General features: G+C 60.7%; 14 protein-coding genes and 1 pseudogene. All 15 read left to right on the top strand.

Annotation, left to right across the window (positions count from 1 at the left end; genetic code table 11):
• The first annotated feature begins 431 nt into the window (after window positions 1-431).
• The 15 genes and pseudogenes from tssA (at window position 432) to icmH (ending at window position 16444) form a co-directional block, all read left to right on the top strand.
• A complete protein-coding gene (gene tssA, locus ACA056_RS28450) occupies window positions 432-1988 on the top strand; it encodes a type VI secretion system protein TssA (protein ID WP_497269424.1) in 1557 nt (518 codons plus the stop codon).
• 32 nt (window positions 1989-2020) lie between these two features.
• Window positions 2021-2524 carry a type VI secretion system contractile sheath small subunit gene (tssB, locus tag ACA056_RS28445; RefSeq protein ID WP_008150078.1) on the top strand — a complete coding sequence of 168 codons (504 nt, stop codon included), beginning with the start codon at window positions 2021-2023 and terminating at the stop codon, window positions 2522-2524.
• A gap of 28 nt (window positions 2525-2552) precedes the next feature.
• Window positions 2553-4028: a type VI secretion system contractile sheath large subunit gene (gene tssC, locus ACA056_RS28440; RefSeq protein WP_497269422.1), complete on the top strand. Its 1476-nt coding sequence runs from the start codon at window positions 2553-2555 to the stop codon at window positions 4026-4028.
• Window positions 4029-4041: 13 nt separating this feature from the next.
• Window positions 4042-4449, top strand: a complete 408-nt coding sequence (gene tssE, locus ACA056_RS28435; RefSeq protein WP_008150080.1) for a type VI secretion system baseplate subunit TssE — start codon at window positions 4042-4044, stop codon at window positions 4447-4449.
• Window positions 4450-4459: 10 nt separating this feature from the next.
• Window positions 4460-4729: pseudogene (locus ACA056_RS28430) on the top strand (PAAR domain-containing protein); the annotation flags it as partial.
• A gap of 165 nt (window positions 4730-4894) precedes the next feature.
• Window positions 4895-5293, top strand: a complete 399-nt coding sequence (locus tag ACA056_RS28425; RefSeq protein ID WP_497269420.1) for a hypothetical protein — start codon at window positions 4895-4897, stop codon at window positions 5291-5293.
• Between the two features lie 24 nt (window positions 5294-5317).
• On the top strand, window positions 5318-7105 hold the full coding sequence (tssF, locus tag ACA056_RS28420; RefSeq protein WP_497269418.1) for a type VI secretion system baseplate subunit TssF: 1788 nt from the start codon (window positions 5318-5320) through the stop codon (window positions 7103-7105).
• Window positions 7069-8076: a type VI secretion system baseplate subunit TssG gene (tssG, locus tag ACA056_RS28415; protein ID WP_033059313.1), complete on the top strand. Its 1008-nt coding sequence runs from the start codon at window positions 7069-7071 to the stop codon at window positions 8074-8076. Before tssF ends, tssG begins: the two co-directional genes overlap by 37 nt.
• Window positions 8077-8089: 13 nt before the next feature.
• Window positions 8090-10744: a type VI secretion system ATPase TssH gene (tssH, locus tag ACA056_RS28410; protein ID WP_497269416.1), complete on the top strand. Its 2655-nt coding sequence runs from the start codon at window positions 8090-8092 to the stop codon at window positions 10742-10744.
• A 10-nt stretch (window positions 10745-10754) separates the two neighbouring features.
• Window positions 10755-12275, top strand: a complete 1521-nt coding sequence (locus ACA056_RS28405) for a sigma-54 interaction domain-containing protein (protein WP_497269414.1) — start codon at window positions 10755-10757, stop codon at window positions 12273-12275.
• A 93-nt stretch (window positions 12276-12368) separates the two neighbouring features.
• Window positions 12369-12509 (top strand): hypothetical protein, encoded by a 141-nt coding sequence (locus ACA056_RS28400; RefSeq protein ID WP_008150087.1) that lies wholly within the window; start codon window positions 12369-12371, stop codon window positions 12507-12509.
• A 17-nt stretch (window positions 12510-12526) separates the two neighbouring features.
• On the top strand, window positions 12527-13723 hold the full coding sequence (tagH, locus tag ACA056_RS28395; protein ID WP_497269412.1) for a type VI secretion system-associated FHA domain protein TagH: 1197 nt from the start codon (window positions 12527-12529) through the stop codon (window positions 13721-13723).
• A 5-nt stretch (window positions 13724-13728) separates the two neighbouring features.
• Window positions 13729-14229 carry a type VI secretion system lipoprotein TssJ gene (gene tssJ / locus ACA056_RS28390; protein ID WP_140893251.1) on the top strand — a complete coding sequence of 167 codons (501 nt, stop codon included), beginning with the start codon at window positions 13729-13731 and terminating at the stop codon, window positions 14227-14229.
• A gap of 2 nt (window positions 14230-14231) precedes the next feature.
• Window positions 14232-15563 carry a type VI secretion system baseplate subunit TssK gene (tssK, locus tag ACA056_RS28385; RefSeq protein ID WP_046045022.1) on the top strand — a complete coding sequence of 444 codons (1332 nt, stop codon included), beginning with the start codon at window positions 14232-14234 and terminating at the stop codon, window positions 15561-15563.
• Between the two features lie 5 nt (window positions 15564-15568).
• A complete protein-coding gene (icmH, locus tag ACA056_RS28380) occupies window positions 15569-16444 on the top strand; it encodes a type IVB secretion system protein IcmH/DotU (RefSeq protein ID WP_149631550.1) in 876 nt (291 codons plus the stop codon).
• The last annotated feature ends 13 nt before the right edge of the window (window positions 16445-16457 follow it).

The raw sequence follows: 16457 nt of genomic DNA, 5'->3' as shown, positions 1-16457 counted from the left end.
TGTTGTCGCTCGTCGTTTAACTCATGGATATCGGTAACATTTCGGAATGATCCTACATTCATCATTTTGTATTTTTGGCATGCTTCGCGCCTGTCTCGGGGGCGAATCGACAATGAATACGGCATTTATTAAGGTGGAGGGGCTGATGGCTCTATCTCAGTGGTTTCAGGCCATTAGGTCGAGCGATGAATTGTTAAACGGATATCAGGGATCCCCCTGCTACATATAGGGACATCTCCTACGAGATAAAAAGACACTTCGTCTTGTTGTTTAATCAGATGCTTGCTAGTGGCCATCATCGTGAGTACGATGCGCGCACTTGAAAGAGCACGAACTCAATTGGATGAGACTCATCGCAGCTCTTTGATTCTGTCCCCGCGTCATTGGAACTCCAATGGGCGTATGACTGTAATCCTAATTAAAGGCCATGGATGTCCTACTCAAGCAAACTTTCCGCTCATTACCTTGAACTCGCAAAAGCCTCTGTTTCCAAAGAGAATTTCGCGGGCGAGGACGTTCGCTTTTCGAGCGAATATGAGGCACTGGAAAGCGAGCTGGGCAAAGCCCAATCCATGCACGAAAGCGGTCAGATCGACTGGCTGAAAATCCGCGAAAACAGTGAAACCCTTCTGCGCACTCAGTCCAAGGATTTGCGGGTTGGAGCCTGGCTGACCTGGGCCCTGTACCAGCGCGAATCCTTTCAGGGGCTGCTGGCCGGCCTCGGACTTCTGCACCACCTGTGCGAGAACCACTGGGCCGAGGTTCATCCCAATAAGGCCCGCACCCGCTCCGCTGCCATCAGTTGGTTGGTACCGCGTCTTGAGCAGGTGCTCAACGAAAACGTCGCGATCAAAGAGCAGCTGCCGCTGTTCCGCCGTCTGGTGGAACATCTGGAAGGCCTCGATGCTGCCTGCACCGAACACTTGGGCAACGATGCGCCGTTGCTGCTGCCGATCTCCCGCCGCCTGAAGAACATGGTCCAGCGTGCCGCCGACAATCAGCCTGAACCTGGCGTCGTCGGCGCAGCGGTGGCCCAGGTCAAGCAGGCCGCCACGCAGCTGTTCACCCCCGGCGCGCCGATTGATAACGAAAAAGAAGCCCACAAAGCCCTGCGTGCCCAGCAGGAAAGCGCGCGGCCGTTGTGTGCCTGGTGGCTCAAGCAGAAAGCCACCGACCTGCGCGCCTTGCGCCTCAATCGCACACTGTTGTGGTTGCCCATCGACGCGGTGCCCGAGCGAAATGCCGAGCAGATCACCATGCTGCGCGGCTTGCCGGCCGACAAACTCAAGGCCTACCAGGACCGTTACGACCAGGCCAAGTACGCGGATCTGCTGGTGGAACTGGAGGCGAGCCTGGCGAAGGCGCCGTTCTGGTTCGATGGCCAGCGAATGGTCTGGGAGTGCCTCCAGGGGCTCAACGCCGAGATGGCAATGCGCGAAGTGGAAATCCACTTCGCGCTTTTGATTCAGCGCCTGCCCGGCATCATCGAATTGCGATTCCATGACGGCGCCCCGTTTGCCGATCCGGCGACCCGCGCCTGGGTCAGCGCCCACGTCATGCCACATCTGCAAAGCGCCAGTGCGCCGCGCAAGGTCGAAGTCGCTGACACCCAGCCAGCCTGGGAAGTGGCCCTGGAAGAAGTCTTGCCGATCCTGCGCAAGGACGGCCTCAAGGCCGCCGTGCAGATCCTCAAGCAAGGCCTGCAAAGCGCCCAAGGTGGGCGTGTCCGGTTCTTCTGGCAGTTCGCCCTCGCGCGGCTGTGCTTCATGGCCAAGAAATACGAACTGGCCAGGACCCAACTCGAAACCCTAGACCAAACATTACAGGACTCAGGCCTGAACGCCTGGGAGCCCGATCTTGCGCTGGAAGTGCTGCATTTACTGCATAGCTGCTGCGAGTTGTTGCCGCAGAACCATGCCGTACGTGAACGCAAGGAAGAGATTTATCGCAGGCTGTGCCACCTCGATCTCGAAGTGGTACTCGAATAGGCCCCAGGGCCACAACCGCAAGGAGAATAGCCATGGCCAAAGAAGGCTCGGTAGCCCCCAAGGAACGCATCAACGTCACTTTCAAACCTGCCACCGGTGGTGCTCAGGAAGAGATTGAACTGCCGTTGAAACTACTGGCAATCGGTGACTACACCCACCGCAAGGACGAACGTAAAGTCGAAGATCGCAAGCCGATCAGCATCGACAAGATGACCTTCGACGAAGTGCTGGCCAAGCAAGAGCTGACCCTGACGTTGAACGTGCCGAACCGCCTTCAGGAAGAGGGCAGCACTGAAGAGCTGGGCGTGCAACTGCGCGTCAACTCGATGAAGGACTTCAACCCGGCCAGCCTGGTCGAGCAAGTGCCTGAGCTGAAAAAACTGATGGAACTGCGCGACGCGCTGGTGGCCCTCAAAGGTCCGCTGGGTAACGCGCCTGCGTTCCGCAAAGCCATCGAAGGCGTTCTCGCCGACGACGAATCCCGCGGTCGCGTACTGGGTGAGCTGGGCTTGAACGCCGCAGCCCAGGACGCCTGAGTCTCTATCAGCCAAGGAAGCCAACACAATGAGCACTAGCGCAGCACAGCAAAAGAGCAAAGAGAACGGCGAATACAGCATTCTCGACAGCATCATCGCCGAAACCCGCCTGACGCCGGACGACGAAGCCTATGACATCGCCAAGCGCGGTGTTTCGGCCTTCATCGAAGAGCTGCTCAAGCCGCAGAACAACGGTGAGCCAGTCAAGAAGGCCATGGTTGACCGCATGATCGCCGAGATCGATGCCAAGCTCAGCCGCCAGATGGACGAAATCCTGCACCACCCGTCTTTCCAGTCCCTGGAGTCGTCGTGGCGTGGTCTGCAGTTGCTGGTCGACCGCACCAACTTCCGCGAAAACATCAAGATCGAAATCCTCAACGTCTCCAAAGAAGACCTGCTGGACGATTTCGAAGATTCGCCGGAAGTGATGCAGGCTGGCCTGTACAAGCACATCTACACCGCTGAATACGGTCAGTTCGGTGGTCAGCCGGTTGGCGCGATCATCGCCAACTACTTCATGTCCCCAAGCTCGCCGGACGTGAAACTGATGCAGTACGTGTCCAGCGTTGCCTGCATGTCCCACGCGCCGTTCATTGCAGCGGCCGGCCCGAAATTCTTCGGCCTGGAAAGCTTCACCGGTCTGCCGGACCTGAAGGATCTGAAAGATCACTTCGAAGGCCCGCAATTCGCCAAATGGCAGAGCTTCCGCGAGTCGGAAGACTCCCGTTACGTTGGCCTGACCGTGCCGCGTTTCCTGCTGCGTAACCCGTACGACCCGGAAGAAAACCCGGTCAAATCGTTCGTGTACAAAGAAACCGTCGCCAACAGCCACGAGCACTACCTGTGGGGCAACACCGCCTACGCGTTCGGCACCAAGCTGACCGACAGCTTCGCCAAATTCCGCTGGTGCCCGAACATCATCGGCCCGCAGAGCGGTGGCGCGGTTGAAGACCTGCCGTTGCACCATTTCGAAAGCATGGGCGAAATCGAAACCAAGATTCCTACCGAGGTTCTGGTTAGCGACCGTCGTGAATACGAACTGGCCGAGGAAGGCTTCATCTCCCTGACCATGCGCAAAGGCTCCGACAACGCGGCGTTCTTCTCCGCGAGCTCGGTGCAGAAGCCGAAGTTCTTCGGCATCAGCGCAGAAGGCAAGGCCGCAGAGCTGAACTACAAGCTCGGCACTCAACTGCCGTACATGATGATCGTCAACCGCCTGGCTCACTACTTGAAAGTGCTGCAGCGCGAGCAACTCGGTTCGTGGAAAGAACGTACCGACCTCGAGCTGGAACTGAACAAGTGGATCCGCCAGTACGTGGCCGACCAGGAAAACCCAAGTGCCGAAGTCCGTGGCCGTCGTCCACTGCGCGCTGCCCAGATCATCGTCAGCGATGTTGAAGGCGAGCCTGGCTGGTACCGCGTCAGCCTGAACGTGCGCCCGCACTTCAAATACATGGGTGCCGATTTCACCCTGTCGCTGGTTGGCAAGCTGGACAAAGAGTAAGCGGAGCTAACTCATGACTGGATACGGCAGCCTTTTCGAACGCCTGGGTGGCGACGCGGACAAACGCGTCGGCTGGAGCCGCGAGGTCTCCGCCATGGCGTCCGTGGCTGCCCATCTGGCCAAGATGCTCAGCACCCGTGCGGGCAGCGTGCAAACGCTGTCCGATTACGGGCTACCCGATCTCAATGACATGCGTCTGAGCCTGCACGACTCCCTGAGTCAGGCCCGTCTGGCCATCGAAAATTTCATCGAAGCCTACGAGCCACGCCTGAGCAATGTGCGTGTCATTTCCCTGCCGCGTGACCACGATCAGCTTCGCCTGTCCTTCAGCATCGAAGGCCTGCTGGAAGTTGATGGTTTCAAGCGTCAGGTCAGTTTCGCCGCGCGCCTGGATGGCAGCGGTCAAGTGAAGGTCAACTAAGGAGTCTCCTATGTCCGGCAAACCCGCAGCACGTGTCACCGACCCTACCGCTTGCCCGCTCCCCGGCCACGGCACCAACCCGATTGTCGCCGGTTCCGGCGACGTGTTCTTCGACGGCCTCGCGGCCGCCCGCCAAGGCGATGCCTCGGCGTGTGGTGGTGCGATGGTCGGTGGGTTGTCGGCGACCGTTTTGATTAACGGCAAACCTGCCGCCACCGTGGACTCGGTGGGGACTCATGGCAACAAGGTTACGGCCGGGTCCGGGACCGTGATCATCGGGTAATTGGCATTTGGCGGCGTAGTCCTGGCCATGAAACCGTCGTGCAGGGAGGTATCGAAGTGATCCCGCAGGCGTGGCTCGATTACTTCGAGTTTTATGAAGAGCTCAACAGCGCCCCTCAATCGGTGGCCAATCATGCTTAGCAGAGGGCGACGGAGTTTCCTCATGGTTGCCTTGTGGTGGCCATTCCCAACGTTGCTGGCGATTTTCTTCAGCGGCCTGTGGGGTGGCGTGTATTCAAAGCTGGATTCCACCCATTCCGAGTGGCTGTACCTGCTGTGGTGGGGCATCCCCGGGTACGGTGCGTTTTCGCTGTGGATGACCCGGGCCGTCAAGGGTCGAGATGAGCAACAAGCGCTGCGGATGGTTTGGCTGGCGCCTTTGAAGTTCATCCCTTTTTACGCCGTGCCGTGGGTGATTTATGGCTTGAGCCGTGCGTTCGCCGAGCAGTCTGATGGTTTCTTCATGACGTTCGGCTGGATCTTTGTTTTGCCTTACCTGCTGATCGCCGGCTACGTCTGTGCCGGTCTGACGGTTGCGCTCTACAGGACGTTTTATTCATGAGATTCAATACCAGGCAGGTAACCCGTGTCGTTTAACCACTACTACCAAAGCGAACTCACCGCACTTCGCCAGTTAGGTCGTCGATTCGCCGAGCGTAGCCCGGCGTTGGCGCCTTTCCTGGGTCAGGCCGGGAGGGATCCGGACGTGGAGCGGTTGCTGGAAGGTTTTGCATTCCTGACCGGTCGCCTGCGTCAGAAGCTCGACGACGAACTGCCCGAGCTCAGCCATTCGCTGATGCATTTGTTGTGGCCCAACTACATGCGCCCGCTGCCGGCGTTCAGCATTCTGCAGTTCGACCCGTTGAAGCGATCGGGACCTGCGTTGATGGTCGAGCGCGACACTCCGGTTGAGAGTGTGCTGATCGATGACGTGCGTTGCCGTTTCCGTACCTGCTACCCGACCGAAGTCTTGCCGCTGGACCTGGCCGCGCTGAATTACTCGGTGAAAGGCGACGGTTCGCTGTTGAGTCTGCGTCTGGAGATGAGCGCTGACGGTCACCTCGGTGAGCTGGAGCTGAGTCGTCTGCGTCTGCACTTCGCCGGTGAGCGCTACATCAGCCAGATGCTGTACCTGAGCCTGTTGCGCAACCTGGAAGGCATCGAGCTGATCCCGCTGGACGGTGCCGGCAAGCCAATTAATGGCGTCAACGGCACGCCGATGGCGTTCAAGATGCCCGGCGACCGCGTGCAACCGGTGGGTTTTGCCGAAGAAGAGGCGTTGATCCCGTATCCGCTGAACACCTTCCGTGGCTACCGCTACCTGCAGGAATACTTCGCCTTCCAGGACAAATTCCTGTTCGTCGACATCAACGGTCTGGACCTGCTAAAGGCCCTGCCGGAAGACACGCTCAAGCAGATGCGCGGCCTGGAATTACGCTTCGATATTCGCAAGAGCGGCATCCAGCGCCTGCGTCCGACGCTGGACAACGTGAAGCTCTATTGCACGCCGATCGTGAACCTGTTCAAGCACGATGCGTTGCCGATCCGCCTCGACGGCAAGCAGGACGAATACCTGTTGCTGCCGGCCGAATACGATCTGGAAAACTGCGGTGTGTTTTCGGTGGAAACTGTGACCGGGTGGAAGCCCGGCGGCCTTGGTTATCAGGAGTACGTGCCGTTCGAATCGTTCGAGCACGACCCGAGTTTCGACGTGCCCAACAGCCGTCCGCACTACAGCATCCGCCAGCGTTCATCCTCGTTGCACGACGGCCTCGACACGTACCTGAGCTTCGGCATCCGTCATACCGAAGCCCACGAAACCCTGTCGATCGAGCTGATGTGCACCAACCAGAACCTGCCGCGCAAGCTCAAACTCGGCGACATCTGCATGGCCTGCGAAGAGACGCCGGAGTTCCTCAGTTTCCGCAACATCACCCCGGCCACGCCCAGTTATGCGCCGCCGCTGAACCGTGACTTCCTCTGGAAGCTGATCAGCAACATGTCGCTTAACTATCTGTCGCTGGCCGACGTCAATGCGTTGAAGGTGATTCTCGAAACCTACGACCTGCCGCGCTATTACGACCAACACGCTGAAAAAGTCAGCAAGCGCCTGCTGGGCGGGCTCAAGTCGATCAAGCACCAACACGTCGACCGCTTGCACCGAGGGTTGCCGGTACGGGGGTTGCGCACCGAGCTGACCATCGACCCGGAAGGGTATATCGGTGAGGGCGACCTGTTCGTTTTCGCTTCGGTTCTTAACGAGTTTTTCGCGCTTTACGCCAGTCTCAATTCGTACCACGAGCTGCGAGTAAAAAGCACACAGGGAGAGGTGTACCAATGGACACCACGTATGGGTCTGCAACCCCTGCTTTAAGCGGGCTGACCCGGGTAATACGCGAGTACTCGCTGTTTCAGGCCGTGCTGCTGGTGGTTGACCGGCTGCGCGAGGCGCACCCGTACCTGAGCGAAGACGACCTGTACGACCAGCTGGAATTCCAGGCCAATCCGAGCCTGGGTTTCCCCGGCAGTGACGTCGATCGCGTGGAGTTTTTCGAAGAGCACGGGCAGATGCGCGCGCGTCTGCGTTTCAATCTGATCGGCCTGGTCGGTTCCGGTTCGCCGCTGCCGGCGTTCTACGGCGAACAGGCCCTGGGCGATAGCGAAGACGGCAACCCGACCCGTAACTTCCTCGACCTGTTCCACCATCGCCTGCAACGGCTGATGCTGCCGATCTGGAAAAAATACCGCTACCGCGCAAGCTTCCAGAGTGGTGCCCTCGACCCGTTTTCTTCGCAACTGTTCGCGCTCATCGGCCTCGGTGGTGAAGAGATCCGCCGGGCCCAGGAACTGAACTGGAAACGCCTGCTGCCGTACCTCGGCCTGCTCAGCTTGCGGGCGCACTCGGCGGCGCTGATCGAAGCGGTGCTGCGTTACTACTTCAAGCACGCCGAACTGACCATCGAGCAGTGCATCGAGCGCCGCGTCGAAATCCTCGACGAGCAGCGCAATCGTCTAGGCCGCGCCAACAGCCTGCTCGGTGAAGACCTGGTGCTGGGCGAACACGTGCGCGACCGCAGCGGCAAATTCCGCATTCACATCCGCGAACTCGACTGGCAACGCTTCCACGAATTCCTGCCGATCGGTTTCGGCTACCAGCCGCTCTGCGCGCTGGTGCGGTTCACCCTGCGCGACCCGCTCGATTACGACATTCGCCTGGTGCTGCGCCAGGAAGAAATCCGCGAACTGCGCATCGGTGAGCAGAACGCCTGTCGCCTGGGGTGGACCAGTTGGCTCGGCCGCGAAAAAGCGGACGGCGTGGTGACCCTGGGCAGCAAAATTCATTAAGGACAGATGACCAATGATCAACGTAGACCTGCAACAACTTATCCAGGCGCTGGACGCCGAAACCCGTCGTGATCTGGAAAGTTCGGCCGAGCGTTGCGTCGCCCGTGGCGGCAGCAAAATCCTCGTCGAAGACTTGCTGCTGGGCTTGCTGGAGCGCCCGCAGGGCTTGCTCGCACGCGCGCTGCAAGACGCCGAAGTCGATGCCGGTGAACTGAGCGCCGCGTTGCAATCGCGGGTCGAGCACAGCGCTTCGCGCAACCCGGTGTTCGCCCCGGAACTGGTGCAGTGGCTGCAAGACGCGTTGCTGGTGGCCAACCTTGAACTGGGCCAAAGCCAGGTCGAGCAAGCCGCGTTGATCCTCGCGCTGTTGCGCAACCCGATGCGCTACGCCGGCAGCCGTTACCAGTCGCTGCTGGCCAAGCTGAACATCGAGCGCCTGAAAGAGTTCGCCCTGTCGCAGAAAGAACAACCGGCCACGGGCAAACCGGCCGTGCCCGGTGAGTCGCTGCTGCAGCGCTTCACCCACAACCTGACCCAACAGGCTCGCGACGGCAAACTCGACCCGGTGTTGTGCCGCGATGGCGCGATCCGTCAGATGGTCGACATCCTCGCCCGTCGCCGCAAAAACAACCCGATTGTGGTCGGTGAAGCCGGCGTCGGTAAAACCGCCATTGTCGAAGGCCTGGCCTCGCGCATCGCGGCTGGTGAAGTGCCGCAAGTCTTGAAAGGTGTTGAGCTGCTGTCGCTGGACATGGGCTTGTTGCAGGCCGGCGCCAGCGTCAAAGGTGAATTCGAACGGCGCCTCAAAGGCGTGATCGACGAAGTCAAAGCCTCGCCGAAACCGATCATCCTGTTCATCGACGAAGCCCACACCCTGATCGGCGCGGGGGGCAATGCCGGTGGTTCCGACGCGGCCAACTTGCTGAAACCGGCCCTGGCCCGTGGCGAGTTGCGCACCATCGCTGCCACCACTTGGGCGGAGTACAAGAAGTACTTCGAAAAAGACCCGGCCCTGGCCCGTCGTTTCCAGCCGGTGCAACTGCACGAACCGACCGTCAGCGAAGCAGTGACCATCCTTCGTGGCCTGGCTCAGGTCTACGAGAAGAGCCACGGCATCTACCTGCGCGACGACGCAGTGGTTGCGGCGGCTGAGTTGTCTGCTCGCTACCTCGCGGGCCGTCAGCTGCCGGACAAAGCCGTCGACGTACTCGACACCGCGTGCGCTCGCGTACGCATCAGCCTCGCCGCCGCACCGGAAAGCCTTGAACGCCTGCGTGGCGAACTGGCTGAAGGTGGCCGTCAGCGTCAGGCCCTGCGCCGTGATGCCGAGGCCGGTCTGCTGATCGATCACGAAGCGCTGGACGCTTTGGAAGATCGCCTGGCTGCCGCCGATGACGAAAGGGTTGCGCTAGAAACCCTCTGGACTGAGCAGAAAGAATTGGCCGAGCGCCTGCTGGACCTGCGTCAGCAACTGGCCAAGGCCCGCGAAGCTGCCGCAGTCGAGCCCACTGTCACGGTTGAGGAAGACGCCGAAGGCACTGTGATTGAAACCCTCGAAGCCCCTGTGGACGAAGCGCAAAGCGTTGCGTCCCTGGAAGCCGCGCTCAACGAAACGCACAAAACCCTGACTGAACTGCAAGTCAAAGAACGTCTGGTGAGCTTCGAAGTCTGCCCGCGTCTGGTCGCCGAAGTGATCAGCGCCTGGACTGGTGTGCCATTGGCCCAACTGGCCCGTGAGCACAATGCCAAGGTCGCGAGCTTCGCTACCGACTTGCGCACCCGCATCCGTGGTCAGGAACAAGCCGTTCACGCACTGGACCGCTCGATGCGCGCCACCGCTGCCGGCCTGAACAAACCCGATGCACCGGTCGGCGTGTTCCTGCTGGTGGGGCCAAGCGGCGTCGGCAAGACCGAAACCGCACTGGCCCTGGCGGACTTGCTGTACGGCGGTGATCGTTTCATCACCACCATCAACATGTCCGAGTTCCAGGAGAAGCACACCGTCTCGCGCCTGATCGGTGCGCCGCCGGGCTACGTCGGTTACGGCGAGGGCGGCATGCTCACCGAAGCCGTGCGTCAGAAACCGTACTCCGTCGTCCTGCTCGACGAAGTCGAAAAGGCTGATCCGGACGTGCTCAACCTGTTCTACCAAATCTTCGACAAAGGCGTGGCCAACGACGGCGAAGGGCGCGAGATCGACTTCCGCAACACGCTGATCCTGATGACCTCGAACCTGGGCAGCGACCGCATCGCCGAGCTCTGCGAAAACGGCGCACGTCCATCAGCCGAAGTCCTTGAAGAAACCATCCGCCCGGTGCTGAGCAAACACTTCAAACCGGCGCTGCTGGCGCGCATGCGTGTGGTGCCTTACTACCCGGTGGGCGGCCCGGTGCTGCGCGAGCTGATCGAAATCAAACTCGGCCGTTTGGGCGAGCGCTTGAACCGTCGTCAGCTGGATTTCACTTACTCGCAAGACCTCGTCGATCACCTGGCCGAACGCTGCACCCAAAGCGACAGTGGCGCGCGCCTGATCGACCATTTACTGGACCTGCACGTGCTGCCGCTGGTGGCCGACCGCTTGCTCGATGCAATGGCCACGGGCGAAAGCCTCAAGCGTGTCCACGCGACGCTCGACGGCAACGCCAGCGTGACGTGCGAGTTCGCCTGAGGTGGGTGTGATGTTCACTCAAGTGCCGCAACCACTGGTCTATGCCGAAGCCTTGCTGGCGCAATTCGCCAGCCTGTCGCGCGCGGCGGACGGTGCTGCGCTACTGGGTGACTTCGTGCGCGGCTTGGCCGAGCTCAGCGGTTGCGAGCTGACTCAGCTGTACCTGCTGGACGCGACTCACACGTGCCTGGGGATGAACGCCGAGTGCCTCAACGGCATCCTGCAACCCCGGGAATCGGCGAGCCTGCCGGCGGATTACAACGGTGAACAACTGCTGCAATTTGCCCTGTGCCAGAACCGCGTGGTGTGCCTCAGCGAGTTGAGCGGCAGCCTGCACGAAACCAGTTTCCTGCCGCCTCAGGCCATGCCTTGGCAGTCGATGTTGTGCGTGCCGCTGGTCAATCAGCAGAAAGCCGTCGAAGGCTTGCTGCTGTGCGCCAGTCGCCGGCACATCGACCTGCAAGGCTTTGCCGATTCCCTCGGGCAGCTCGGTTCGTTCGTGCTCGGCCAACTGCATTTGCTGCAACGTCTGCGTCAGCCAACCGGTGAGGCACGACCGGCGAAGGTTAGCGTCCCGAGCGCCAGCGGTTACGGTTTGATCGGCAAGAGTTCGGCCATGCGCCAGACCTATTCGCTGATCAGCAAGGTCCTGCACAGCCCGTATACCGTGCTGCTGCGCGGCGAAACCGGCACCGGCAAGGAAGTGGTGGCGCGGGCGATTCACGATTGCGGTCCGCGCCGTTCTCAGGCGTTCATCGTGCAGAACTGCGCGGCGTTCCCCGAGAACCTGCTGGAAAGCGAACTGTTCGGCTACCGCAAAGGTGCCTTCACCGGTGCAGATCGCGACCGTGCCGGGCTGTTCGACGCGGCCAACGGCGGCACCTTGCTGCTCGATGAAATCGGCGACATGCCGTTGTCCCTGCAAGCCAAGCTGTTGCGGGTGTTGCAGGAAGGCGAGATCCGTCCGCTGGGCTCCAACGACACCCACAAGATCGACGTGCGCATCATCGCCGCGACGCACCGGGATTTATCGGTGCTGGTCAGCGAAGGCAAATTTCGCGAGGACTTGTACTACCGTCTCGCGCAATTTCCGATCGAGTTGCCGGCCTTGCGTCAGCGCGAAGGCGACATCCTCGACCTGGCCCGGCACTTCGCCGACAAGGCGTGCTCGTTCTTGCAGCGCGATGCGGTGTGTTGGTCCGATGCGGCGCTGGATCACCTGTCCGGTTACGCCTTCCCCGGCAACGTGCGTGAACTCAAAGGCCTGGTCGAACGCGCGGTGCTGCTGTGCGAGGGCGGCGAGTTACTGGCCGAGCATTTCTCTCTGCGCATGGAAGCCATGCCGGACGACAGCAGCGGCCTGAACCTGCGCGAACGCCTGGAACAGGTCGAGCGCAGTTTGTTGCTCGATTGTCTGCGCAAAAACGACGGCAACCAGACCCTCGCGGCCCGCGAACTCGGGCTGCCTCGCCGCACACTGCTGTACCGCCTCGGGCGCCTGAATATCAATTTGGGTGATTTCGATGGCTAGGCAAACGACCGTCGATTTCACCTCATCCGTTTCTAACAGCGCCGCCCAAACGGGTCGGCGCTTTGTACTTTGTCTACCCCTGGAGACCCTCTGATGTCTGTTCGTCACTGGCAAGCCGTCCTGCTGACCCTCGTCGTTCTATGCGGCCTCGGCGGCTGTAGCGGCAATTACAAATACAACGACAACACCTATCGCCCATTGGGTGATCCGCAGGCGGTCAATCGCGGCAAGTGACCGCAAGGAGTATCACCATGGAACTGGTTTTCGAAATGCTGAACACCAAGCAGTTCGTGCCCACGGATTTGTGCCAGAAGACCTTCAAACAGGCCGGTGGCGTGATCGGTCGGGGTGAGGATTGCGACTGGATCATCCCGGACCGCAAGCGTCACCTGTCCAACCACCACGCGTTGATCAGCTACCGCGAAGGCACGTTTTTCCTGACCGATACCAGCAGCAACGGTATCCAGGACAGCGAAAGCGGTGCGCGCCTGCGCAAGGGCGAAGCGATGCGCATCGAGCACGGCAGTGTCTACGTGCTGGGTGACTTCGAGATCCGTGCGCGGCTGGTACGCGACCCGGCGACCTTCGACGTCGAAGTCGGCCGTCCGCAAGCGGCAGGCAGCATCATTCCGGACGATGCGTTTCTCGATCTCGACCCGCTCAATGCCCTCGATCAGCAAGAGCGCGTGTACTCGGAAATCGACGAGCTGATCTCCCCGAGCACAACGATCGAGGACACCCGTCAGCGCGCCGACTATGCGCGCATCGATATGGAAAGCCTGATGGTGCCGGAGCTGATCAACGCTCCCGCAGAACCTACTCCCGCGCCACCGCCCAAAGCGGTCGAGCGTCAGAGCGAAGGTTTCTGGGAGCACTTCGGCGCGGCGTTGGGCGTGGACCTCAAAGGCCTCGACCACGATGCCCGCGAAGCGCTGGCGCTGAACGCTGCACGCCTGCTCAAGCAAAGCGTCGGCGGTTTGCAGCAGAGCCTGCGCACCCGCAGCGAGTTGAAAAACGAACTGCGTCTGGCCCAGACCACCGTGCAAGGCACGAACAAAAACCCGCTTAAATTTGCCGTCGATGCCGGTGAAGCGCTGGGCATTTTGTTGCAGCCGAACAAGCCGGGCCAGTTGCCGGCCGAGCAGGCGATCTCCCGTGCGTTCCGCGATTTGCAGGCGCATCAGGTGGCCTTGCTGACCGCCAGTCGCGCTGCCGTTCGCGGCACGCTGGAGCACTTCTCGCCACAGCAATTGACCCTGCGATTCGAGCGCGACAACAAGCCGTTGCTCGCCACGTCCGGCAGTCGCTGGAGGGCTTACGGTCGTTATCACCAGGCCCTGCGTCAGGACGATGACTGGAGCGAGCGCCTGCTGGCCCGCGACTTCGCTCAGGCCTACGAAGAACAGATCCGCCTGATTTCCACCCTTCACACCGACCACCAAGGATGATGCGCATGTCTCGCTGCTCGACCGCTTTTTTCAAGACGCTGATGGCGTTCGCGGCCCTGGTGCTGCTGGCTGGCTGCTCGTCGCTGTCGCCGTATTCCCACGTCACCAAACTCAACCTGAAGCTGACCGCCAGTGATCAGCTGAACCCGGACCTCAACGGGCGCCCGTCGCCGATCGTTGTGCGTCTGTTCGAGCTCAAGCATCCGGTGACGTTCGAGAACGCTGACTTCTTCAGCCTGTACGAGCGCGCCAAGGAATCCCTGGCCCCGGACCTGGTGGCCAGCGAAGAAATTGAACTGCGTCCCGGTGAAACCGTGGAGATGAAACTTAGCGTGGAGGAGGGCAGTCGCTACGTCGGCATCCTCGCCGCCTACCGCGATCTGCCGGAAACCAAATGGCGCTACACGGTGCAAGTCACCCCGGTGGAAGTCACCAACGCTGATCTGACCCTCGACCAGGCCGGTATTCGCAATAGCAATGAAACGCTCGCCAAGGCGGATGACTGATCATGAATTCCCATAAAGTGATTTGGCAGGAAGGCATGCTGCTGCGTCCGCAGCACTTCCAGCACAACGATCGCTACTACGACCACCAGATGAAGACCCGCACGCAGTTGCTGGGCAGCTACACTTGGGGCTTCCTGAACCTGGACATCGACTTGCAGTTCCTCAACATGGGCAAACTGGTGATCAGCCAGGCCTCGGGGATTCTGCCGGACGGCAGCCTGTTCGAACTCGGCGGCAACACCGAACCGTTGGCGCTCGACGTGCCGCCGAACACCGGCAACACGCCGATCTACCTGGCGCTGCCGCTGGTCACCGGTAACCACATCGAGTCGCGCCGTCCGGAGCAGTCCGACGTGCTGGCGCGCTACACCGCGTATGAAGCGGAAGTCGCCGACTCCAACGCCGGCGACGACTCCGCCAGCCAGGTCAGCTGCGGTCGCCCGGACTTCAAACTGTTGCTCGGTGAGCAGCAGAGCGACCAGGCCTACGTGAAACTGAAGATCTGCGAAGTGCTCGACACCACGCCCGACGGCGTGATCAGCCTCGACCCGGATTTCGTGCCGACCTACATCCAGGCGCATTCGTCCAGCTACCTGCTGTCGTGTCTGAAAGAAGTGATCAGCATGCTCGGCCACCGGGGCGACACCATCGCCGAGCGTATCCGCTCCAACGGCAAAGTCGGTGGCGCGGAAGTCGGCGACTTCATGATGCTGCAACTGATCAACCGCACCGAACTGCTGCTGCGTCACTACCTCGGCCTGGAGCAGGTTCACCCGGAAGAGTTGTACCGCACGTTGCTGACCATGCTCGGCGATCTGGCGACCTTCTCCAGCGACAGCAAACGCCCGCGTCTGGACAGCCGCTACCAGCACAGCGACCAAGGCGCGAGCTTCCGCAAACTGATGGAAGCGATTCGTCAGGTGCTGTCGATGGTGCTCGAACAGCACGCCATCGAACTGGTGCTGCAAGCGCGTCAGTACGGGATCATCGTCTCGCCGTTGCACGACCACAAACTGCTGGGCTCGGCCTCGTTCGTGCTCGCCGCCAGTGCCAACTGCGACTCCGAAGAACTGCGCCATCGCTTGCCGGCGCACCTCAAGGTCGGCCCGGTGGAGCGCATTCGCCAACTGGTCAACCTGCATCTGCCGGGCATCAAGGTCAAACCGTTGCCGGTGGCCCCGCGGCAGATCGCGTTCCACTCCAACAAAACCTATTTCATTCTCGAACTCAGTTCCGAAGACCTGGCACAACTCGAACGCTCCGGCGGCTTCGCGTTCCACGTGTCCGGCGAATTTGCCGAGCTTGAACTGAAATTCTGGGCCATCAGGAACTGACCGACATGATCAAGGACATGGAACATAACCAGGACGATAAAACCGTCCTGCTCGACCGCCAGGGCCACGGCCCGGCGCAGAGTCCGCTGACCGATTTCGCCGCACCGCCGCGCTTTGAACAGCTGGAAGAACGGATGATTTATGCCGCGCGCCTGCGCCCGGCCGAAGCCTTCAACATCAGCCTCAATTCGCTGGTCGCAGCCGCCTCCGACTTGTTGTCGGAAGTGGTGCGACTCAAGCACAGCGACACCCGCGAAGACATGTACGCGCTCAACGAGCGACTGACTGCCGGGCTGAAACTGTTTGAAGTGCGGGCACTGCACAACGGCGCCGAAAGCAGCCAGGTGATGGCCGCGCGTTACGTGCTCTGCACCGTGGTCGACGAAGCCGTCGTGACCACGCCGTGGGGCAACGAAAGCGAGTGGTCGCAGATGAGCCTGCTCAGCAGCTTCCACAATGAAACCTTCGGCGGCGAGAAGTTCTTCCAGCTGCTGGATCGCCTGTCGAAAAACCCGGTCAAGCACCTGCCGATGCTGGAGCTGATGTACCTGTGCCTGTCGCTGGGCTTCGAAGGCAAGTACCGCGTACAAGCCCGCGGCATGCTCGAGCTTGAAGGCATCCGCGACGCCTTGTATCGCCAGATTCGCCAACTTCGCGGCGACGTACCTCGCGAACTGTCGCCCCATTGGGAAGGCTTGAACGATCAGCGCCGCAGCCTGGTGCGCATCGTGCCGGCGTGGATGGTGGTGCTGTTCACCGTGGTTTGCCTGGTGGTGATGTATTCGGGCTTCGCCTGGGTATTGGGCGAGCAACGCGAAACCGTTCTGCAACCTTATCAGCAGCTAGATCCGGCCGCGGTCCAGCCGCAGTCGCAGCCGTAAACAGGGACGTGTG

Source organism: Pseudomonas sp. LBUM1666 (genome assembly GCF_059695775.1).
This window is presented reverse-complemented; position numbering and strand designations above follow the sequence as displayed.

Bases quoted from the DNA above. Each gene is read 5' to 3' on its own strand.
- tssK (WP_046045022.1), top strand. From the start codon at position 14,232: ATGAATTCCCATAAAGTGATTTGGCAGGAAGGCATGCTGCTGCGTCCG.
- tssE (WP_008150080.1), top strand. From the start codon at position 4,042: ATGACTGGATACGGCAGCCTTTTCGAACGCCTGGGTGGCGACGCGGAC.
- tssC (WP_497269422.1), top strand. From the start codon at position 2,553: ATGAGCACTAGCGCAGCACAGCAAAAGAGCAAAGAGAACGGCGAATAC.
- tssB (WP_008150078.1), top strand. From the start codon at position 2,021: ATGGCCAAAGAAGGCTCGGTAGCCCCCAAGGAACGCATCAACGTCACT.
- ACA056_RS28425 (WP_497269420.1), top strand. From the start codon at position 4,895: ATGGTTGCCTTGTGGTGGCCATTCCCAACGTTGCTGGCGATTTTCTTC.
- tssJ (WP_140893251.1), top strand. From the start codon at position 13,729: ATGTCTCGCTGCTCGACCGCTTTTTTCAAGACGCTGATGGCGTTCGCG.
- ACA056_RS28405 (WP_497269414.1), top strand. From the start codon at position 10,755: ATGTTCACTCAAGTGCCGCAACCACTGGTCTATGCCGAAGCCTTGCTG.
- icmH (WP_149631550.1), top strand. From the start codon at position 15,569: ATGATCAAGGACATGGAACATAACCAGGACGATAAAACCGTCCTGCTC.
- tagH (WP_497269412.1), top strand. From the start codon at position 12,527: ATGGAACTGGTTTTCGAAATGCTGAACACCAAGCAGTTCGTGCCCACG.
- ACA056_RS28400 (WP_008150087.1), top strand. From the start codon at position 12,369: ATGTCTGTTCGTCACTGGCAAGCCGTCCTGCTGACCCTCGTCGTTCTA.
- tssG (WP_033059313.1), top strand. From the start codon at position 7,069: ATGGACACCACGTATGGGTCTGCAACCCCTGCTTTAAGCGGGCTGACC.
- tssH (WP_497269416.1), top strand. From the start codon at position 8,090: ATGATCAACGTAGACCTGCAACAACTTATCCAGGCGCTGGACGCCGAA.
- tssA (WP_497269424.1), top strand. From the start codon at position 432: ATGTCCTACTCAAGCAAACTTTCCGCTCATTACCTTGAACTCGCAAAA.